Source organism: Mesorhizobium sp. B2-6-2 (assembly GCF_006440615.1).
Taxonomy (GTDB): Bacteria; Pseudomonadota; Alphaproteobacteria; order Rhizobiales; family Rhizobiaceae; genus Mesorhizobium.
Genome location: NZ_VFUG01000014.1, coordinates 96,699 through 117,198, shown reverse-complemented (window position 1 = coordinate 117,198; position 20,500 = coordinate 96,699). Strand labels below are relative to the sequence as shown.

At 63.5% G+C, this 20,500-nt stretch carries 21 protein-coding genes and 1 pseudogene; 14 read left to right on the top strand and 8 right to left on the bottom strand.

Going from position 1 to position 20,500, the window contains the following annotated elements:
- The 4 genes from FJ419_RS23410 to FJ419_RS23395 all read left to right on the top strand — a co-directional run.
- Window positions 1-222, top strand: a 222-nt coding sequence (locus FJ419_RS23410) for a DinB family protein (RefSeq protein WP_281405833.1), incomplete at its 5' end; no start/stop codon positions are given.
- Between the two features lie 209 nt (window positions 223-431).
- Window positions 432-1,268: a hypothetical protein gene (locus FJ419_RS23405; protein WP_140698642.1), complete on the top strand. Its 837-nt coding sequence runs from the start codon at window positions 432-434 to the stop codon at window positions 1,266-1,268.
- A gap of 429 nt (window positions 1,269-1,697) precedes the next feature.
- On the top strand, window positions 1,698-2,339 hold the full coding sequence (locus FJ419_RS23400; RefSeq protein WP_181170791.1) for a hypothetical protein: 642 nt from the start codon (window positions 1,698-1,700) through the stop codon (window positions 2,337-2,339).
- 409 nt (window positions 2,340-2,748) lie between these two features.
- Complete coding sequence (locus tag FJ419_RS23395; RefSeq protein ID WP_140698639.1) at window positions 2,749-3,534, top strand: GGDEF domain-containing protein; 786 nt, start codon at window positions 2,749-2,751, stop codon at window positions 3,532-3,534.
- A 124-nt stretch (window positions 3,535-3,658) separates the two neighbouring features.
- Here FJ419_RS23395 and FJ419_RS23390 read toward each other — a convergent pair whose 3' ends face one another.
- Window positions 3,659-4,078: a hypothetical protein gene (locus FJ419_RS23390; protein ID WP_140698636.1), complete on the bottom strand. Its 420-nt coding sequence runs from the start codon at window positions 4,076-4,078 to the stop codon at window positions 3,659-3,661.
- A gap of 242 nt (window positions 4,079-4,320) precedes the next feature.
- Here FJ419_RS23390 and FJ419_RS23385 point away from each other — a divergent pair, with 242 nt between their 5' ends.
- Window positions 4,321-5,136 (top strand): sterol desaturase family protein, encoded by an 816-nt coding sequence (locus tag FJ419_RS23385; RefSeq protein WP_140698633.1) that lies wholly within the window; start codon window positions 4,321-4,323, stop codon window positions 5,134-5,136.
- A gap of 63 nt (window positions 5,137-5,199) precedes the next feature.
- Here the strand turns inward: FJ419_RS23385 and FJ419_RS23380 are convergent, their stop codons facing one another.
- The 3 genes from FJ419_RS23380 to FJ419_RS30905 form a co-directional block, all read right to left on the bottom strand.
- Window positions 5,200-5,502 carry a DUF982 domain-containing protein gene (locus FJ419_RS23380; RefSeq protein ID WP_140698629.1) on the bottom strand — a complete coding sequence of 101 codons (303 nt, stop codon included), beginning with the start codon at window positions 5,500-5,502 and terminating at the stop codon, window positions 5,200-5,202.
- Window positions 5,503-5,685: 183 nt separating this feature from the next.
- Window positions 5,686-7,767, bottom strand: coding sequence for an ATP-dependent helicase (locus FJ419_RS23375; protein WP_140698626.1), 2,082 nt, complete (start codon window positions 7,765-7,767; stop codon window positions 5,686-5,688).
- A 121-nt stretch (window positions 7,768-7,888) separates the two neighbouring features.
- A complete protein-coding gene (locus tag FJ419_RS30905; protein WP_181170790.1) occupies window positions 7,889-8,056 on the bottom strand; it encodes a hypothetical protein in 168 nt (55 codons plus the stop codon).
- Between the two features lie 134 nt (window positions 8,057-8,190).
- Here FJ419_RS30905 and FJ419_RS30900 point away from each other — a divergent pair, with 134 nt between their 5' ends.
- On the top strand, window positions 8,191-8,367 hold the full coding sequence (locus tag FJ419_RS30900; protein WP_181170789.1) for a hypothetical protein: 177 nt from the start codon (window positions 8,191-8,193) through the stop codon (window positions 8,365-8,367).
- Window positions 8,368-8,770: 403 nt separating this feature from the next.
- On the opposite strand, the gene FJ419_RS23370 is transcribed toward FJ419_RS30900, so the two are convergent.
- On the bottom strand, window positions 8,771-9,739 hold the full coding sequence (locus FJ419_RS23370; protein WP_140635784.1) for a LysR substrate-binding domain-containing protein: 969 nt from the start codon (window positions 9,737-9,739) through the stop codon (window positions 8,771-8,773).
- A 112-nt stretch (window positions 9,740-9,851) separates the two neighbouring features.
- Between FJ419_RS23370 and FJ419_RS23365 the strand changes: the two genes are divergently transcribed.
- From FJ419_RS23365 to FJ419_RS23340, 5 genes are all read left to right on the top strand, one after another.
- Window positions 9,852-10,679, top strand: a complete 828-nt coding sequence (locus tag FJ419_RS23365) for a hypothetical protein (RefSeq protein ID WP_181170788.1) — start codon at window positions 9,852-9,854, stop codon at window positions 10,677-10,679.
- Entirely contained in the window at window positions 10,679-11,800 is a 1,122-nt protein-coding gene (locus FJ419_RS23355) for a DMT family transporter (RefSeq protein WP_140698623.1), read from the top strand. Before FJ419_RS23365 ends, FJ419_RS23355 begins: the two co-directional genes overlap by 1 nt.
- Entirely contained in the window at window positions 11,790-12,002 is a 213-nt protein-coding gene (locus FJ419_RS23350) for a hypothetical protein (RefSeq protein WP_095767068.1), read from the top strand. The genes FJ419_RS23355 and FJ419_RS23350 overlap by 11 nt, the downstream gene beginning before the upstream one ends.
- Window positions 12,003-12,358: 356 nt before the next feature.
- On the top strand, window positions 12,359-12,808 hold the full coding sequence (locus tag FJ419_RS23345) for a MucR family transcriptional regulator (RefSeq protein WP_095767194.1): 450 nt from the start codon (window positions 12,359-12,361) through the stop codon (window positions 12,806-12,808).
- A gap of 3 nt (window positions 12,809-12,811) precedes the next feature.
- Window positions 12,812-13,129 (top strand): hypothetical protein, encoded by a 318-nt coding sequence (locus FJ419_RS23340; protein ID WP_140698620.1) that lies wholly within the window; start codon window positions 12,812-12,814, stop codon window positions 13,127-13,129.
- A 95-nt stretch (window positions 13,130-13,224) separates the two neighbouring features.
- Here the strand turns inward: FJ419_RS23340 and FJ419_RS23335 are convergent, their stop codons facing one another.
- From FJ419_RS23335 to FJ419_RS23325, 3 genes are all read right to left on the bottom strand, one after another.
- Entirely contained in the window at window positions 13,225-13,425 is a 201-nt protein-coding gene (locus tag FJ419_RS23335) for a hypothetical protein (protein ID WP_140698617.1), read from the bottom strand.
- 291 nt (window positions 13,426-13,716) lie between these two features.
- On the bottom strand, window positions 13,717-14,442 hold the full coding sequence (locus FJ419_RS23330) for a lysozyme inhibitor LprI family protein (protein ID WP_140698614.1): 726 nt from the start codon (window positions 14,440-14,442) through the stop codon (window positions 13,717-13,719).
- A gap of 214 nt (window positions 14,443-14,656) precedes the next feature.
- Window positions 14,657-14,893, bottom strand: a complete 237-nt coding sequence (locus tag FJ419_RS23325) for a hypothetical protein (protein WP_140635776.1) — start codon at window positions 14,891-14,893, stop codon at window positions 14,657-14,659.
- Window positions 14,894-15,029: 136 nt separating this feature from the next.
- On the opposite strand from FJ419_RS23325, the gene FJ419_RS23320 reads away from it, so the two are divergent.
- The 3 genes and pseudogenes from FJ419_RS23320 to speB all read left to right on the top strand — a co-directional run.
- Entirely contained in the window at window positions 15,030-16,907 is a 1,878-nt protein-coding gene (locus FJ419_RS23320) for an ABC-F family ATP-binding cassette domain-containing protein (protein ID WP_140698611.1), read from the top strand.
- Between the two features lie 464 nt (window positions 16,908-17,371).
- Window positions 17,372-19,525: a molybdopterin oxidoreductase family protein gene (locus FJ419_RS23315; protein WP_140698608.1), complete on the top strand. Its 2,154-nt coding sequence runs from the start codon at window positions 17,372-17,374 to the stop codon at window positions 19,523-19,525.
- 138 nt (window positions 19,526-19,663) lie between these two features.
- Window positions 19,664-20,482 (top strand): annotated as a pseudogene (speB, locus tag FJ419_RS23310) (agmatinase); the annotation flags it as partial.
- Window positions 20,483-20,500 lie beyond the last annotated feature (18 nt).

The following is a 20,500-nucleotide window of genomic DNA, read 5'->3' as shown; positions in this document are numbered from 1 at the left end:
GGCGGGATGGGCGACAAGGCGCTCGCCGGCCGTTTCTCCTACATGACCGTCGACATGCGCACCGTCTCGCAGCGCCTTTCGCCGGCGCTCGGCCATTTCTTCAACCACCAGACCCACCATCGCGGCCAGGCGCATATGGTGCTCACGGTGCTCGGCCGGCCCTCGGTGTCGCTCGACCTGGCGCTGTTCCAGCGCTCCGAGGAAGGTCGCGCCTACGCCTGAGCGCTGCACCGTCCAGCTTTCCGCGAGCCGATTTGTCGGTCAAACCCAACCATCAAGGAAGACGCGTAATCAGCGAATTTTTCCTTGAAAAAATGGAACCCTGACCGAGCCCGTTCGTATTCCCTTCATTCCCTTTCGCACAGGCATGCGCACGGACCCGGCAGTCCGGCGATGCGGTGCGAAAAAAAGTGGCAACGAAGGAGAATGCCATGAATGGTATCGTAGAAAAAATCGCCGGCACATTGGTCGGCGGCATCGCCATTCTCGCGGTGCCGGCGCATGCCGCCGGTCTCGACATCGGCTTTGGTATTGGCAACACTGGCGTCGCGGCGGGTAGCCCGGGCGGCGCGAACACCGGCACGGGCTCCTCGATCGGCGGCTCAGCCGGTCTCGGCACGGGCTTTGGCAGCAGCATCGGCGGCGTGGGCGTGGGCGGCTCCGGCGGCTTCAACGCCGGCACTACTGGCTCGATCGGCGGCGTCGCGGGCACGACCACCGGCACCGGCACCTCGTTCGGTGCGACCGGCGTTGTCGGCGGCACCGGCACGGTGAGCGGCGCCAGCGGCTTGAACGCCGGCACCAGCGGCTCGATTGGCGGTGCCATGGGCACGACCACCGGCACCCCGTTCGGTGCGACGGGCGGCATCGGCACGGTGGGCGGCGCCAGCGGCTTGAACGCCGGCACCAGCGGCGTGAACGCCGACACCAGCGGCTCGACTGGTGGTGCCGTGGGTACAACTGCCGGCACCTCGTTCGGTGCGACCGATGGCGTCGTCGGTACCGGCTCCGTGGGTGGCGGTGTTGGCGGTTTGAATGCCGGCACCAGCGGCTTGATTGGTGGTGCCACAGGCACAATCATCACCAATACTGGCACCTCGTTTGGTGCGACGGGCGGCGTCGGCGGCACCGGCACGGTGGGCGGCTCCGGCGGCTTCAACGCCGGCATCGGCGGCTCGGCCGCCGGCTCCACCATGGGTACCGGCAATACGTCGGCCGGTGGCACCGGTGGCACCGTGGGTGGTTTGGGCAGCTCGACCGCCCGTTAAAGGAAAAGACAGAGCCCGCCGCCGTGGGGCGCGGGCCTGTCGGTTGCTTCGCGTCGTCGCTGCGGGCGCCGGGTCTGTATTGAAATCCGATATTGTTCTCCCGCTCGACAACCGACCGGTTGCTGCCGGGCAATGTTGTGCGGCCATCGATTTGCCCTCACGAGGAGCACCATGCCCATTTTGCGCGTCAGTCTCGACTGAGATCTTGCGTTGGTTTGCCTGTGTCCGCAAGCTTAAGTGTTTAAATAAAGTATCATCTATTTTCGGTTAATCGGTAAAGCGTCTGAAAACCAAAACTTATTCATGTAAATGCCTATGGCGAAACCTGATTGGGCCATGAACGTATGTGTTCATGCGGAAAGCACATGCGAAACGTCGATATTGGCATGATGCAGCGCAACGAATAGTGACATTAGCGAGGAGAGTGTCGTGTCGAGTATCGCCAAAAAAATCGCTGGAATTCTGTCTTGTGGCACAATTATCGCCATCATGGTTGCCCCTGTAAATGCTGCAGGTGGTATTGGCATCGGAGCTGGCGCCTCTGTCGGCGGGTCAGCCGGCATTAACGCCGGTGTTGGCGCTTCTGTCGGCAGCCCATCTGGGGTCGATGCCGGCCTTAGCGCCTCCATCGGCGGCTCAGACGGTGTCAACGCCGGCGCCGGCGCATCCGTGGGCGATTCGGGCGGCGTCAATGCCGGCGCTGCAGCCTCGGTCGTCGGCTCGGGCGTCAACGCCGGCCTCGGCGCATCCGTCGGTGGTTCGAGCGGCATCAATGCCGGTGTCGGCGCCAATGTTGGAAACGGAATCGACACTGGCGCCGCTGCCAACATCGGCAATGGTGTGAGTGTCGGTCTCGGCTTGGGCATTGGCAGCAACCTGTCCAATCCGGCAAATCCCAATGCTCTGTCCAACCCCAGCAATCCAACCAAGCCTGGCTTGCCTGGCACCGTCGCCAGTATGTCTGGCAACCAGCTGGCGCGCATGAAGAAGCGCTGCGTCGACGTGCTTGCCAGCGAGGGCTCTTATGACAGCGACCTCAGGACTCTCTGCCTGATGATCGCGCGTCGCTGAGGCATGCTGCGCAGCGGTTTTGGAGGAACGGCATGCATCGACAAAGATTGGCGCATGATCCGAGCCGGGGGTTCGGCGGTGTCGTGCGCCAAGTCACAGTGCCATGCCGGTCCCGGTGCCGGGCAACGGCCAACCGGGAGTGTCGGACCGGACGTGAGGCTCTGCGGCACTCTCCTGCCGCGTTGCCGGCTGCGGCCGGCGGCGCGCTGACGAGAACCTCCGGCCAGTCGGAAAGCCCGCCGCATCCGTGGTGGGCTTTCTGATTGCCTGGAGATCGAGCCGGACCGCATGCCGTTCCACGTTCGGCCGCCGAGCGAGAAAATTAACCAACTTCGCGGGACGAGGGTTACATTAGCGGTTCGTTTGCCTTCCTCGCGGCATGATGGCCTGACATAACGGGAGCAAAGGCATGCGCATCGATTTGTCCCCGACAAGCTGGGGCAGGGTCGTGGTGGTCACCGCCGCCGGCACCGCCTTTTTCATTGCCGCCGCGTTCTTCGTCGATTCCTTCAATTTTCCCTCGCTGTCGCCACAGGCGCTGCTTTGGGCGCAACTCACGGACCTTTTCCTGCCGCTCATCCTTGGCGGCTCCTTCCTGTTCTTCCTGATGTGGAAGATGCGCCAGCTGGCCATCACGCAGAAGGAACTCGGCGTCATTGCCGCGACCGACAGCCTGACGGCGGTCTTCAATCGCGGCGCCTTCTCGATGCTGGTCGAAGCCTATCTCGAGCGGGCGCGCGGCCAAACGGTCGCCGACGCCGGCGCCTTTCTGATTGTCGATGCCGATCACTTCAAGTCGATCAACGACCGCCTCGGTCACGATTGCGGTGACCAGGCGCTGAGGTTGATCGCCGCGACGATCAAGGGGCAACTGCACGGCGCCGACATTGTCGGACGCATCGGCGGCGAGGAATTCGCGGTCTTCCTGCCCGGAGCCGACGCCGCACGCTCCTTTCTGGTCGCCGAATCCATCAGGCGCCGCATCCGCGAGGCCGAGTTTGCGCCCGGCGGGCGGCCCTGGCCGCTTTCCGTGAGCATCGGCGGTACCGCCTTCAGCGGTCCGACCACCTATCATGACATGTTCCAGGTCGCCGACCGCCATCTCTACAAGGCCAAGTCCAATGGCCGCGACCAGGTGAGCTTCGAGATTCCGCGCGGCGGGCCGGCGGGCGATGCCGCCGGCACGGTCCACTAGAGCATTTCACCGTTTCACGGAAACGGCGAAATGCCCTATCTCCTTGTGTTGACGCAATTCCGGGCGGAAAACCGCTCACACTTTTCCTGGAATTGCTCTGAATCAATTCCAACGGAATCCGAGGTCAACGGTGGCTGCGGTTGAGCAGCGGCCTGTGCTGGCGGATCAACTGGCGCTCGACATCGAGATAGGGCCTGATCAGGCCCGCCGCGGTCGGGGTCGGCTCCGGCTGATGCACCACCGCCGTCAGCATGCCGTGTTCGGCGAGCAGGTTCAGCCACTTCAGCGCTTCCCATTTAGGCGTCGTGCCGCCGCGGCCCGTGAGGCTGCGATTGATATAACCAGGGTAGGAAAGCAGGCGCTTGCCCGCCGAGGCGCCGCAGGTGCCGATCCTGACCGCCTGGCCGTCGGCGGTGACCCAGGCATAGACGGCTTCGCCGAGTTCGCAGGCCTTCGGATCGGTTATCGTCACTCGGATCGACGACTTGTCCCGGCCAAGCCGCATTTCGGCCGCCGGCTTGAAACGCTCGCGATCGAGAAACATCCGCCCTCCCGATGCATGTCGCCCGGAAGTGTGCAACGGTTCCGGGACAACGACATGCATCAAAACAAAGACTTAAAGCGCGTCCGCAACTGGCATGGTGAACGGCAACCGTCCGTGTGGTGTTTCACGCAGCCGTCGGAAAGTTTTCACGCGATTTCGCAGCGCCGCGTATGCCAGCAACGGTCCGTTCATTCTTTGGCGGCTAGTGTCGGAGACTGGCCTCAGCCGATCCGCGAGCGACCGTGTTCGATCTCATCGACTACAAGGCGGTGCTGGTCATCGCCCTCATCTTCATTCCGCTCGAGCAGCTCCTGCCGCTGCATGCCGAGCAATCGGCCGCGCGGCGGCATTGGCTGAACGACGTCTTCTATCTGCTCTTCAACGGCATCGTCATCAAGTTCGGCCTGTTGCTGGTGATCGGCGCTGCGATGCTGGTGGTCCCGCGCGTCGTTCCCGAGGCGCTTTCGGCGGCCGTCCAGTCGCAGCCTTTATGGCTGCAGACGATCGAGGCCCTGTTCATCGCCGATATAGGCTTCTACCTTGCCCATCGCGCCTTTCACGCGGTGCCGTTCCTGTGGCGTTTTCACGCCATTCATCACTCGATCGAGGAGATGGACTGGCTGGCCGGCCACCGCGTGCACCCGGTGGATCAGATCCTGACCAAGTCGGCTTCGTTCCTGCCGCTCTTCGCCCTGGGTTTTTCCGGCGAAGCGGTTCTCATTTATGTGCTGATCTATCACTGGCAGTCGATATTCATTCACTCCAACACCCGCATCAAGTTCGGGCCGCTGAGATGGCTGATTGCCTCGCCGCAGTTTCATCACTGGCATCATGCCAACGAACGCCAGGCCTATGACAAGAACTTCGCCGGACAGTTGCCCGTCCTCGATCTGATCGGCGGCACCTTGTTCATGCCGCAGCATATGCCGGAAAAATACGGCACCGACGAGCCGGTGCCGCAGCTCTATCACCAGCAGCTCGTCTATCCCTTCGTGACCGCGGCCGAGCCGGTCGCGCCGATAGCAGAAGCCTCGCCGGCGGCCGCCAAGCCGGAATGACGGCACGGAAAAACCCGCCACTGAGGGCGGGCTTTCCGGGAGGGCGGTCATCTGTTGTTATATTCAGGCAGCGAAGCCGCCATAGCCGCGCGCCACCGGCTTGACCGAGACGACCGGCTGCTCCGAAGGCCACAAGACGCCTGCCGTCACCGCGAAGGTGATCAGCGCATCGCGCGCGGCCTCGACCGGGATTTCTCCACTCCGCGCGGCCTCGCAGGCCTTCACCGCGGCGCCATAGCTGAGGCGGCGGCGCGACGGCGGGAACTCGGTCAGGAAGTCATGCATCTCGAACAGCGAGGCGATCATGCGCTTGTGGCCGGCGCCGACGCTGAGGGCGACCGGGGTGAAGAACGTCCTGTCGTGCATTCGGACCTCATCAGTTGGCTGCGGAGGCGGCGAGCCTCCCTGGCTGGGGAAGGACGCCACACAACGCGGCTTGCGGCGGGAGGTTCCACGCATGCCGCTGTTTTCTCTAGGATGGCGTGCCCCCCGCTGACGCGGAGACAAATCCGATTCTTCGTCTTGCAGTCGCTGGAACGGCCAGGCAGCCTATTTCCACATGCCGCGCATGCGGGCGCCGAGATCGACCTTGACGCCCGGCCGCTGGCGCGGGTCGTCCTTGAGCGCGGCGCTCGCCCAGGACGACTGCTCGAAGGCCGAAAGCATCGAGGCCGGGATGAAGCGCGTGCGCGAGGCATAGACGTGGCGGTCGCCGCGCGCCGCCTGGTTGTGCGGATAAAAGCGCTGCGGCACCACGAGATGCAGGCTGTCCTTGGCCCGGGTCATCGCCACATAGAGCAGGCGTCGCTCCTCCTCGATGTCCTCCTTGGTACCGACGCCGAGATCGGCCGGGATGCAGCCGTCAACGCTGTTGAGCACGAAGACGTTCTTCCATTCCTGGCCCTTGGCCGAATGGATGGTCGACAGGATGAGATAATCCTCGTCGCGATGCGGCGGCCCGGCCTGGTCGCTTGTGGCGTCGGGCGGGTCGAGGGTGAGCTCGGTCAGGAAGCGCTCGCGCGACGGATACGTCGATGCGATCTGCTCAAGCTGGAGGAGATCGGCCCGGCGCGTGATCGCATCCTCATGGATGCGCTCCAGATGCGGCTCGTACCACAGCCTGATCCGCTCGAGGTCGGCCGGCCATTTCGCGCCAGCGCGTAAGCCGCCATAGATGTCGAGGAAGACCGGCCAGTCCTGCGCCGCGCGCTGCGGCGGCCGGAACCGTGCGAGGCCCAGCGTCTCGTCCAGCGACGTCGCCATGGCGTCGACGATCTGCGAGGCGGCGGACGGGCCGATGCCCGGCATAAGCTGCAGCACGCGAAAACCGGCGACGCGGTCGCGCGGGTTCTCGGCAAAGCGCAGCATCGCCAGCATGTCCTTGACATGCGCGGCATCGAGGAATTTCAGCCCGCCGAACTTGACGAAGGGGATGTTGCGGCGCGTCAGCTCCACCTCCAGCGGTCCGCTATGGCTCGAAGTGCGGAACAGCACCGCCTGTGCCTTCAGCGCCGTGCCGGCCTCGCGCTCGGCCAGGATCGTCTGGCACACATAGTTGGCCTGCTCGGCCTCGTCGCGCACGCTGACCAGTTGCGGCTTGTGCGACGACCGGCGCTCGGTCCACAGGTTCTTGGTGAAGCGCTCGCTGGCCTCGCCGATCACCGTGTTGGCGGCGGCCAGGATCGTCTCGGTCGAGCGGTAGTTGCGCTCCAGCATGATGACCGCGGCTGCTTGCGCGAACTGCTTTGGGAAATCGAGGATGTTGCGCACTTCCGCCGCGCGGAAGGAATAGATCGACTGCGCGTCGTCGCCCACCACGGTCAGCCCGGCGCCATCCGGCTTCAGCGCCAGAAGGATCGAGGCCTGCAGCCGGTTTGTGTCCTGGTATTCGTCGACCAGCACATGGTCGAAGCGTCCGCCGAGATGCGCCGCGATCTCCGGCTCGGCCGCCATCTGCGCCCAGTAGAGCAGCAGGTCGTCGTAATCGAGAACGTTCTGCGCCTGCTTTGCCTCGACGTAGGCCGCGAACAGCTCCTTCAGCTGTTCGGCCCATCCTGAGCACCAGGGGAAGGCCGAACCAAGCACTTCTCCCAGCGGCGCCTGCGCATTCACCGCCCGCGAATAGATCTGCAGGCAGGTGCCTTTGGTGGGAAAGCGGCTTTCGGTCTTGGAGAAGCCCAGCTCGTGCCGGGCAAGGTTCATCAGGTCGGCCGAATCCTCGCGGTCATGGATGGTGAAGGCCGGGTCGAGGCCGATCTGTTCGGCATAGTCGCGCAGCAGTCGCGCGCCGATGCCATGAAACGTGCCGGCCCAGGCGAGCGCGTCGGCGATGATTGCCGCGTCGCGGCCCAGCACCTCGCCCGCAATGCGCTCGACGCGCTTGGCCATCTCGGCCGCCGCGCGGCGCGAGAAGGTCATCAACAGGATGCGGCGCGGATCGGCGCCCTTGACGATGAGATGGGCGACGCGATGCGCCAGCGTGTTGGTCTTGCCGGAGCCGGCGCCGGCGATCACCAGCAGCGGCGCCGCCACCTTGCCGTCGCCATGCATCACCGCCAGCCGCTGCTCGTCGTTCAGCCGGCCAAGATAAGCGGGCGCCTCGAAGGACGAATCACGAGCGGCGATGTTCATCGCCCATCAAGCATCGTTTCCGCTTTGTTCGCAATACAGCCAATCTCCCCCTTGACGCTTGCGATTGGCGAAGGCCGGCGAGACAGCCAATCTCCCCCCCTTGTGGGGGAGATAGCTATAACTACCGCTTCGGCTCGACCCCCATCGCCGCCGACTGGCGCCGCAAATTGCGCCTTTCGTCGCCCGGCATATCCAGCGGCGCGACGTCGCCAGGCACCTCGTCGATGATCCTCACGGCAACGCGATAGGCGGTGTAGGCAAAAAGGCCGACAAGCAAAAGGCGGACCATAATCAGTTTCCTCGTTGCGTTCGATTGGCTCGGGATTCCAACCGGACTCGGATCGGTTGGTTCCCGCCGCTCAACGCAACCAAACCGCCACCGCCCCGTTTGCCCCTCAAAGGAGCGAACGAGAGGAGGTCGTCGTGAAGAAGCTTCCTGTGCTGCTGGCTCTTGCGGCAGGGCTCGCCGCCTGCGACAACAGTGTGCCGCCCACCAAGGCGCCGGGCGATGAAGTCAACCAGAACCCTCAGGTCGATAAGAACCCGGTGCCGAAATCGACCACCGGCGGTGATCAGCCAGGCACCCCGCCTAAGCAATAGCGCCAAGGCCCGGCTTGCCGAGACCATCATTCGAAACGAAGAAGGCCGGCGCTGCTTGGGAGGAAGCTGGGTAGCGCCGGCCAAGCGGGAAAATCAGGCCCGCCGCACAACACAAGATAGCTGAGTCTCCGCTTCGCGTCATGGTGCGATCACGGTAGCCGGCTACGCAGCGCCGAAGAAATCACCGGAAAATCCTGAAATTCTGCCGGGGTGCGCCTTCACGGATATCTGGACGTCGCGTTTTGGCGAAGGAGCTTCGCTCCTGCTCCGCCCTGGAATGACGATCGCGATGGGCGTTTCGGCCAATCTCCAAGGCATGCCGCCTGCCAACGCAAACAGAGCCGACCAGTCAAAATCCCTGTGCAGTGCCATTAGGAAGACTTGCGTTTCGCGGTCGTAACCCTCACGCCATCGCCACGCGCCGCACTGGCACGCTCTCGATCTCGACGTCCAGCTGGCGCTGCGTCAGCGCCGCTTCGGCCATGATCCACTGCTTGAACAGCTGCACCTTGCGCGCGCCCAGCGCCTTGATCGGGCTGACAAGATACCAGCCCGCCGTGTTGGGGTGGTGGACCGCGAAGGGGGCCACCAGCCGTTCGGCGTGGATGTCGCTTGCCATATAGGCGCGGTTGGCGACGGCAAAGCCCATGCCGGCATTGGCCGCCTCGTAGGACATCATGCAGCTATCGAAATAAACGCTCCTGGTTTCGCCAAGCACGAAGCTCGCGCCGGCAAAGCCCAGCCACGACTGCCAGTTCTGCGTGCAGGTTTCGGAGTGCAGCAGCGTGAAGTAGCGCAGGTCTTCCGGCGTCACCTTCGACAGCGGCTTGTCGCCCAGCACTTCGTGGAAGAGCGTGCGGCTGCAGACCGGCGTCAGGTCTTCCTTGAACAGCAGTTCCGAGGCGAGGCCGGGGAAATTGCCGTCGCCATATCGGATCTCGAGATCGTATTCCGAGGTCGAGAATTCATGCGTGGCGTAGGAGGTCGCCACCCGCATCTCGATGTCGGGATATTGCCGCTGGAAGGCCGTCAGCCTGGGAAACAGCCAGCGCGCGGCAAAGGTCGGCAGCACGCAGATCCGCAGCACATGCGCCTGCGACTGGCCGGTAGCCTCCATGCTGGCCGCCACGATCCGCTCCAGCGCCTCGCGCACGCGCGCCACATAGGTCTCGCCCTCCGGCGTCAGCGACACGGCATTGCCGCCGCGCTCGAAGATCTTGAAGCGAAGCTGATCCTCCAGGCTCTTGACGCGCTGGCTGACGGCGGAAGCGGTGATGAACTGCTCTTCGCCGGCGCGCGTGAAATTCCTGTGCCTCGCGGCGCTCTCCACGATTTTCAGCGAATTGAGATTGACCTGACTGAGCAGTCGCACGGGGTTTCGACCTTAAGCTGCGCTTACGCTACCATCAGCATTCCTAAATTTACAGGGGTAAACGTTTAAATGACTGCTAACCAAGTGTTGCCCCCATCTTGGAGAAAGTAGAATGAACGCCCATACAATTCCCGAACTGCGCTGCGCAATGAGCCGCGAGGCGATCATTGGTCATGAGACCTCCTGGAAAGTGTCGGGCTTCGGCGTCGCCCAATATCGCCACGGTTACGACCCCGCTCTGCTTGCCGCCATCGAGGAAGCCGCCCTGAAGCTGAAGGCCAGCCATGCCGTGCACAAGCACCTCGACCTCACCTTCATCACTGGTGCCGACCGCTATATTCCGGAGATCAAGGAGCTCTTGCACGACAAGCTGCGCCTGGAAAGACTGTCCGACATGATGGGAACCAGGCTCGAGCCCTATCCGCTGTCGATCGTCGGCTCGACCGTCACCTTCATGAACCCAAGGGATGGCGCGGTCGAATGGCATTGCGACGGCGTTCCGGTGACGGAGCTCATTCCGCTGTCGATCAGCGATCCTCTCATCGGCGGTCATCTGGAAATCTACTGCGACGATTCCGAGACCGGCCGCTCGATTCTCGAATCCGGCCGCGAGCTACCGCGCAACAAGATCATGCGCATCGACCACAAGATGAATTACGCCACGCTCGGCCAGTTCCTCGGTGTGCTCCACCGCACCGCGCCGATCCAGCTCGGCGAGCGCGTCACCCTGGTGCTCAACCAGCGCTCGGCGGCCAAACCCTATGTCGACGACAACCGCATGTTCTACCTCGCCGCCGACAACGACCATGACCGTGCCTGGGTGAACGAGCTGGCCGAGGATGTCTGGACCAACCAACTGCCCGCCTACCGCCGCCATGCCGAGGAACATCCTGTGCCGCAGCCCGAGGCGGTTTCCGGCGGGACGAGGGAGTCTTGGTAATGACCGACGATCCGGTCGAGTGTCAGCCGCCTTCAGTGTCGCTGAGCCTCGGGCCGGTCGGGCCAGAAAGCCAAAGCCGTTCCGGCGCCCTCGGCGCGGCGCTTGCCTTCGCCCTCGGCGCCGTGGCGCTGTGGGCGACCAACGCCCTGGTCGGCAAGACTTTGCTTGCCGTCTATCCGGTGTCGCAGGTGCAGTTCCTGCAATTTTGCGGCGCGGCGATGGTTTTCGCGCTGATCCGGCTGACGAGCCCTTCTCCTTCTTCCCCCCTTGTGGGGGAAGGTGGCCGAGCGAAGCTCGGTCGGACGAGGGGTGCTGGACGGATCGCCGACGCCGGAGTTCCTTCCAACACCCCTCATCCGTCTCGGCGCTTCGCGCCGATCCACCTTCTCCCACAAGGGGAGAAGGGAAATGCCGCGCTCGCCTATCTCGTTGGCTTCGTCGGCCTGGTCGGCACGATGGTCCTGCAATATATCGGCTTCGCCTCGGCGCCCGTCATCGAGGCGAACCTTGTCGCCTATACTTGGCCGCTGATGACTGCCGCGGCGGTCATCCTGCTTGGGAGGCCGCGGCGTCCGCTGCTGCTCGGGCTGGCGGCGGCGCTTGGTTTCGTCGGCGTGGCGCTGGTGATCTCCGGAGGCCGCGCGCATTTTTGGTCCAACAGGGCATGGTTCGAAGGCGGCAGCCTCGTCGGCTATCTCGCCGCTTTCGGCTCCGCGCTCTGCATGGCCTTCTACTCGCTCTCTGTCGGCCGCCTCGCCGTGTCGCCCGAGCGGCTGCTCTTGCCTTCGGCGCTGATCGGTATCGCGCTCACCTTTGCCTGGTGCCTGCATGATGGCGTCGTGCTTCCGAACGGCGCACATCTTCTGCTCGGCCTCTATCTCGGCGCCGGCCCGATGGGGCTCGGCTATTATTTCTGGTCGCGCGCGGCAAAGCTCGACCATGGCGGCAGGATAGCGGTCGTCGCCTATCTGACGCCGATCGCTTCCACGTTTCTGATGACGCTCTCGGGCGAAAGCCTGTCGATGACGGCGATTGCCGGCGCAGTCCTCGTCATTGGCAGCTGCCTTGCTGTCGGCATCGAAGGTACGGAGAGCAGGCACGATGTCCAAAATGGCCGTTGACGAGGACGAACGCCGCGCCAGGCAGGAGGCGCACTGGCTGGTCAGGGAGTTTGGCGCGGAGGCGCCGCTCTATGCGGCCATGAAGGCCGAAAAGGCCATCGAGCAGAAGGACTTTAGCCGCTGCGCGCGCTGGAAGCGTGTGCTGGAGATCCTCGCGGAGAGGCCGCCTGCCGAGCTCAGGCGCGGTGTCGCCGCCGGATGAGCGATTTGCCATGGGGCGGCCGAATCGCGCATCGTCGAGCATCCGGCGGGTGGATTGCCGTTGCCGTGCCGGAACTTGGCCTGAACTTCGATTTTTCAGCAACTCCTACCGTAGGTTGAAGTGCTATAGCCCTTTTTACGTATCCAGGCGGGCAGCCGGCGCTATAAAGCGTTCGCTATAGCTATTAGAATTCCTAACTTGCGCGTTTCCAGTCCGTGTAGAAACATCGCCCGGTATTGAGTCTCGTAGCTTTACTGACTCTGGACGGTCCGTTGGGGGACAGGTCCAATTCGATACACCGACGAAAGTCTTAAAAAAAGAGCTGGCGATTTGAGGGCCAGCAGAAGGTGAAAAAATTGTCCAACATCGACGACAAGACTGCAATCGAACTGACCGCCGACATTGTCTCGGCCTATGTCGGCAACAATCCGCTCCCTGCCTCCGGCCTGCCCGATCTGATCGCCAGCGTCAGCGCGTCGGTGCGCAGGCTCGCCACCGGCAGCGTTGTCAAGGAGGCGGTGGCGCAGACGCCCGCGGTCAACCCGAAGCGCTCGGTTTTCCCCGACCACATCGTGTGCCTGGAGGACGGAAAGAAGTTCAAGTCGTTGAAGCGTCACCTCGCAACCGATCATAACCTGACGCCGGACGAATATCGTGCGAAATGGGGCCTGCCCGCCGACTATCCGATGGTGGCGCCGAGCTATTCGGCCACCCGCTCGGCGTTGGCCAAATCCTCCGGCCTCGGCCGCAAGCCGGCCGGCGGCGACGCGGCCAGGAGCAAGGGCAAGCGTAAGGCCAAGGCCTGAGGCATGTTGCCCGCAACGGATGATGTCGCGCCATGGCCATGGCGCGACCATCTGGCCGACCTTGCCGCGTTGCGCCGCGGGATCGCCGCGCAGTGCTCAGTGGATGCGGCTGATGGCGTCAAGGCGCGGCGCATCCTGTTTTCGCTGGGCGGTCCGTCCGGCGACCTGCTTGCGGCGCTGGACGCGCTCGACCGGTTCGAGCGCGCCATCGTCGAATGCGACGCTCGGCCGGCAATCGAGGCGCACAGGCTGGAATGTCTCGCCGTCCTTGAGCAATTCCAGGAAAAGTGTGAGCGGTTAGGCTCGGCGACTTCGCCGTAGCCTTTCCGCCCGGAATTGCGTCAAAACAAGGAGATAGAGCGATTTGCCGTTTCCTTGAAACGGTGAAACGCTCTGGACCGCCTTACGGCAGGCGCTCAGCCGCGGACCTGAGGCGGATCCGCCGGCCGGACCCGCTTGGGCTCCTGCTCGTTGGCCAGGCTTTCCGCCTCGACCGCCGTCATCTCAAGAAGATAGACGAGCATGTTGTAGCGCGTGCGCGAGAGCATTTTCGCCAGCTTGCGCGTGATTTCCGCAACATATCGCAACGTGCGTGGATCGTTGATCGCCGCGCCCATCGTGAGCTCCTAAATGCCAGAGCCAAGTTTTCTTGGACCAAGTTATCGTTGGCGCCAACTCACGACTCACGGCGCATCGCCAAGATCGCAGGTTTGCGATAAAAACTGAAATCAATTTTTGATAAGCATCATGCTTGGGCCAGAAGATTTCGCTGCCTTTTTTGGTGGTATCGTCTCTTGCTGCATCAATACTGAGCATGAGGCAAACTTGCGGTTGTCTTCTTGCCACGGGTTGATCTTTCTCCGGGAATGTTGATCGCCATGGCAGGCAGGAGCGACGTCGGGTGCGGCTTAGTTCTTGTAGGCGGAACAGAAGGCGGGCGGGTTGTCGTTGCCGATCATGGCGCAGCCGCGCTTGATCTCGTCGATCATCATGCCGCACGCGTTCTGTCCGTTGCAGGGCGGATTGGTCGCCGGCGACACCTGGACGCATTGCGAGACATACTCGTCCGACTTCGCCTTTCCGGCGGATTGCACGCATGGCCGCGTGTCATTCCGGCTTGCCTGTGCAGGGGCGGGTTTCGCAGCCGCCGTGCCAGCCGTCGCAGGCGCGGTGCCAGCCGTCGCAGGCGCGGCGCCGCTTTGCGGCACGCAGGAGAGGTCGCCTTCGGGACATTGCAACTGGTGCTGCAACTGCGCCAGCCGCGCCTTGGTCAAGTCCTGCTTGCAGGTCTCGACGAGGGTCGCATAAACCGAGCCACCGGCATAGGGCTGGGTGCGGAAGGCGCATTCCTTGTCGCGGAATGCGATCCAGGCGCGCTGCGCCTCGCGCAGGCGCTTCAGGTCGGCGGGAGCCAGACGTCCCGCCAGCCCCTTATAGACTGCATTGAGCCCCGCGTCCGCCGAAGCGGCATTCGCGGCCGTGCAGGTCGCAAGGTCGGCCTGCGTCTTCGCTGCCGCGCAGTCGATGGTTGCCGCACCGGCCGCGGGGGTGGTGGGAAGCATGGTCAGCCCGGCGACGATTGCGAAAATCGCGAGCGCCAGCGAGGCCGAAAGGAGCGAGGTCTTGGCTGACATCTGATCTGTCCTCTGCTTGAACCGAACCCCGCCGCTCGCGCCAGCATAGGTTGAGACAACAGCGGCGATCAACGCCAAACCTGTGACGTGGCAAGCAAAGTGTGACCGGTGATTGGCGAAAGCGGAGGAACGAACAATCTTTCCTTGAGGGGGAGACAGCCCGCCAGGATAGAGGGGCGTGTCCGCCAGCCTCTTCGTCAATCATAGGCGAAGCCTAGGATGCTTTTCCGGAATCGATTTGTATCAACAGGTGTTCCGGCTCCCGCGCCTCCAGCCGGTTCGCAATCTTGGCCGCTTGGGGAGAGGTTGGTTGGCCCTGCGGCCCGCTCGCGGGCTCAGCGGCGAGAGCAATGTGAGCGGTCTCGTCTTCGAACAGAACCACCTGCGTCGCCAGCGCGGTCGTCGTGGCGACCTGGAAGAAGATGAAGGCCAGGGCGAGATAGCGGATCACGGGCGTCCAAACGCTTCGGCCGGCAACTGGTTCCAGTCCTTCGAGTTTTTTGCTGAACGGCCAAAGACAGCGAGCGGCGGATCTCATCCGGGCCCTGGCTCTTGCGAAGCGCCGATCTCCCGTGCAAAAGCCGGCCATGCTTATCATCAACGACCTTACGCTGCGCATGGCGGGGCGGCTGCTTCTCGATCATGCTTCATTGACCTTGCCGGCCGGCACCAAGGCCGGCCTTGTCGGCCGCAACGGCACCGGCAAGACGACGCTGTTCAAGGCGATCACCGGCGATTTCCCTTCGGAGACCGGTTCGATCAGCCTGCCGAAAAGCACCCGCATCGGCCAGGTGGCGCAGGAAGCGCCCGGCACCGAGGAGCCGCTGATCGACATCGTGCTCAAGGCCGACATGGAGCGCACCGCGCTGCTCGAAGAGGAAAAGACGGCGACCGACGCGCACCGCATTGCCGACATCCACATGCGGCTGGCCGACATCGACGCCCACTCGGCCGAGTCCCGCGCGGCCACCATCCTTGCCGGCCTCGGCTTCGACGACGCGGCGCAGCGCCGCCCGGCTTCCTCCTTCTCGGGCGGCTGGCGCATGCGCGTGGCTTTGGCCGCAGTGCTGTTTTCCGAGCCTGACCTTCTGCTGCTCGACGAGCCGACCAATTATCTCGACCTTGAAGGCACGCTCTGGCTGGAGAATTACGTCTCGAAATATCCGCACACGGTTCTGCTGATCTCCCACGACCGTGACCTGCTCAATCGCGCCGTCAACTCCATCGTCCACCTCGATCAGAAGAAGCTGACCTTCTGGCGCGGCGGCTACGACCAGTTCGAGCGCCAGTACACCGAGCAAAAGGAACAGCAGGAAAAGGGCCGCATCAAGCAGGAAGCCGCCCGCAAGCATATGGAATCCTTCGTCGAGCGTTTTCGCGCCAAGGCCTCCAAGGCCAGGCAGGCGCAGTCGCGCATCAAGGCGCTGGAAAAGATGAAGCCGATCGCTGCGATCGTGAACGACACGGTGCGGCCATTCTCGTTTCCGGAGCCGGTCAAGACGGTGGCATCGCCGATCGTTGCGCTCAACAACGTCAGTGTCGGTTATACGCCCGGTGAGCCGATCCTGAAGAAGATGACCTTACGCATCGATGCCGATGACCGCATCGCGCTGCTCGGCGCCAACGGCAACGGCAAGTCGACCTTCGCCAAGCTTCTGTCCGGCCGGCTGAAGCAGGAGGCCGGCACGATGACGGTGGCGCCTGGGCTGAAGGTGGCGATCTTTGCCCAGCACCAGCTCGACGATCTCAGGCCTGAGGAAAACGCCTACGAGCATGTTCGCAGGCTGATGCCGGAGGCGCCGGAATCGAAGGTGCGCGGCCGTGTCGCCCAGTTTGGGCTTACCACCGAGAAGATGAACACCGCCGCCAAGGATCTGTCCGGCGGCGAGAAGGCGCGGCTGTTGATGGGATTGTCGGCCTTTGAGGGGCCGAACCTGTTCATCCTCGACGAGCCCACCAATCACCTCGACATCGACAGCCGTGAATCGCTGATCCATGCGCTGAACGACTTTCCGGGCGCCGTGATCCTGATCTCGCACGATCGGCATCTGCTCGAGGCGACGGCCGACCGGCTGTGGCTGGTCAAGGACGGCGCGGTCAATCCCTATGACGGCGACCTGGAGGATTACAAGACGCTGGTCACCGGCGTTTCCGCCAACCGCCGCGAGCAGAAGGAGGCGGACAAGGCGTCCAAGGCCGATCGCCGCCGCGAGGCGGCCCAGCGCCGTGCGGCACTGGAGCCTTTAGCCAAGGAAATCCGCGCCACCGAGGCGCTCATGGACCGCATCCGCAAGCGCATCGACTTGATCGAGGACGAGCTTGCCAATCCGGCGGTCTACGAAAAGGACCCCTCGACCGCGACGCAGCTGGCCAAGGAGCGCTCGCAACTGGCGCAGACGCTGGCGCAAAACGAGGACAAGTGGCTGACGATGTCGGCGGAGTATGAGGAAGGGATCGCGGAGTAGCGCGATTTCCCTTCTCCCCTTGTGGGAGAAGGTGGCCGCGAAGCGGCCGGATGAGGGGTGTTCCAGCGGAGTGAGACGCTGGGAATTGGGTAAAGCGGTGCGGGAAACGTCGATGGATCAATGGAGGCAGCCTTCTGGCGGTCGACTCGAACGCAAGTGTCAAATGCCCGGAATGTGGCGAAGCGGACCTCAAAGTTTTCGACACCAAGGCAGGCGAAGATCAGATCGAGCGGCACATGCGCTGCCCGAAATGTGGCGCCTATAGAGCGCTGTATAAAAACACCACTGAGTAGCCGACATTAGGGTTCCAGCTTGGCAGTTGCCTTGCAAGACAACCGCCTCATTTCTTCCAACACCCCTCATCCGTCTCGGCGCTACGCGCCGATCCACCTTCTCCCACAAGGGGAGAAGGGGGAGCCCATCTGGCCCTACACCTCGTCCCTAAAACCCGCTACACACCTCGCATGAACCAGCACGCCAAGCTCCGGATCGGCCATTCGGCCTGTCCGCATGATTGCCCCTCCACCTGCGCCCTCGAAGTCGAGCTGCTCGATGACAACCGCATCGGCCGCGTCCACGGCGCCAAGGCGAACAGCTATACGGCGGGTGTCGTCTGCGCCAAGGTCGCGCGCTATGCCGACCGCGTCCACCATCCCGATCGGCTGCTGAAACCGCTGGTGCGCGCCGGCGCCAAGGGCGAGGGCGCCTGGAAGGAAGCCAGCTGGGAAGCAGCCCTCGACCTCGTGGCGGAAAAATTCATCGCAGCCGAAGCGAAATACGGCTCGGAAACCGTCTGGCCCTATTTCTATGCCGGCACGATGGGGCTGGTGCAGCGCGACGGCATCCAGCGGCTGCGCCACGCCAAGAAATACTCCGGCTTTTTCGGCTCGATCTGCACCAATCTCGCCTGGACCGGCTGGATGATGGGCGCGGGTGCGCTGCGCGGTCCCGATCCGCGCGAGATGGCGAAATCCGACTGCGTCGTGATCTGGGGCACCAATGCCGTGGTCACCCAAGTCAACGTGATGACCCATGCGACCAGGGCGCGCAAGGAGCGTGGGGCCAAGATCGTCGTCATCGACATCTACGACAATGCCACTATGAAGCAGGCCGATCTCGGCCTGGTGCTGAAGCCCGGCACAGACGGCGCGCTCGCCTGCGCGGTCATGCATGTGCTGTTCCGCGACGGGCTGGCCGACCGCGCCTATCTCGAAAAATACACCGACGACCCGCGCGGGCTGGAAGAGCATCTGCGCGCCCGCACGCCCGAATGGGCGGCCGCCATTACCGGGCTATCCGTCGCCGAGATCGAGGCGTTCGCCCATCTCGTCGGCACGACCAAGAAGACCTATTTCCGCCTTGGCTACGGCTTCGCACGCCAGCGCAACGGCGCCGTCAACATGCATGCCGCCTCCTGCGTCGCCGCCGTCACCGGCGCCTGGCAGTATGAGGGCGGCGGCGCCTTCCACTCCAACTCCGGCATCTTCCAGCTGAACCAGGACGTTCTGGAAGGCACCGCGATGCGCGACCCGAAGGTGCGCTATCTCGACCATTCGCGCATCGGCCCGGTGCTGACGGGCGCTGCCGATGCGCTCTATGGCGGCCCGCCGGTGACGGCGATGCTGGTCCAGAACACCAATCCGGCCAATGTCGCGCCGGAGCAGCGGCTGGTGAGAAAGGGTTTTCTGCGCAAGGATCTGTTCACCTGCGTGCATGAGCAGTTCATGACCGACACGGCCAAGCTCGCCGACGTCGTGCTGCCGGCGACGATGTTCCTGGAGCATGACGACATCTACAAAGGTGGCGGCAACCAGCACATCACCCTCGGCCCCAAGCTGATCGAGCCGCCGGAAGGGCCGCGAACCAACCACTATGTCAATGAGGAGCTCGCCAAGCGCCTCGGCGTCGGCGACCGTCCGGGCTTCGGCCTGACCGAGCGCGAGCATATCGACATCATCCTCGGCAAGCGCGGGCTCGGCAGCTTCGACAGCCTGAAGGCTGAGAAATGGGTCGACCTGCAGCCCGGCTTCGACGACGCGCATTTCATCAACGGCTTCGGCCATGCCGACAAGAAATTCCATTTCCGGCCCAACTGGACGGGGCAGTCGGCGCCCAACCGGCCGCCGAAAAGCATGGGCCTGTTCGGCCCGGTCGGACGGCTGCCGGAATTCCCCGATCATGTCGAGCTGATCGAGGTCGCGGACGAGGAGCATCCGTTCCGGCTGGCGACTTCGCCGGCGCGCAATTTTTTGAACTCGACCTTTGCCGAGACGCCGGTGTCGAAGGCCAGGGAAGGCCGGCCCGAATTATTGCTCCATCCCGAAGATGCCGCGGCGCTCGGCATCGAGAATGGCGGCCGCGTCGAGGTCGGCAACCGGCGCGGCGACGTGGTGCTGCACGCAAAATTCTTCGACGGCGTGAAGCGCGGCGTGGTGATCGCCGAAGGCATCTGGCCGAACAGCGCGCATGAGCGCGGCGAGGGCATCAACGTGCTGACCGGCGCCGATGCTCCGGCGCCCTATGGCGGCGCCGCCGTCCACGACAACAAGGTGTGGCTGCGGAAAGCTGAAGAGTTCGGCGATAGATCAGGATGGCGTTTCGTTGAATTGCCATCCTGATCTAACTCCTTGTGGAGCATGATCTTCTCCGAAAACCGGTTCCCACTTTTCGGGTCATGCTCTAGCTTCCCATCTGGCCCAAGCGCCTCTCGTCGCGCCTGCCAGCTCCGGCGTCTATAGAGGCCCTTTGTCTCGGCAACGAGGGAGGATGTCATGGCCAAGGTCTCGCTTCTGGGCGTTCCGCACGACGAGAATTCGTCCTATCTGCGCGGGCCGGCCGAGGCGCCGTCGCTGATCCGGCGCGAGCTTCACAGCGATGCCTACACGTCATGGTCGGAAACAGGCTTCGATCTGACGGACCGCTTCGTCGATCATGGCGATATCGATTTCAGGCAAGGTGGCGATGCGTGGGAGCGGATCGAGAACGAGGTCGACCGCGCGCTCGACGCCGGTCACCCGTTGATCTCGCTCGGCGGCGATCATGCGATCTCCTGGCCCATACTGCGTGGCGTTCGCCGCCGCCATCAGAGCCTGACGATCGTTCATATCGACGCGCATCCGGACATCTATCATGCCTATGACGACAATCCGCGTTCGCACACCTCGCCCTTTGCCCGCATCATGGAGGAGAAGCTGGCCGACCGGCTGATCCAGATCGGCCTGCGCACCGTCAACGATCACCATCGCGACCAGTTCAAGCGCTTCGGCGTCGAGGTGGTGGAGATGCGGCAGTTCAAGGAAGGTTTGCAGCTCGACCTCAAGACACCTGTCTACATCTCGATGGACATCGACGCTCTCGATCCGGCCTTCGCTCCCGGCATTTCCCACCGTGAGCCGGGCGGCTTCACCACCCGTCAGGTGATCGGCCTGATCCAGGCAATAGACCAAAGAATAGTCGCCGCCGACGTCGTCGAATACAATCCGCGCCAGGATGTTTCCAATGTGACGGCACTGGTCGCCGCCAAGCTGGTCAAGGAGATCGCCGGCATGATGCTGAAGACCAACGCTGCGGTTTGAATCAATTTGCCAAGGCGG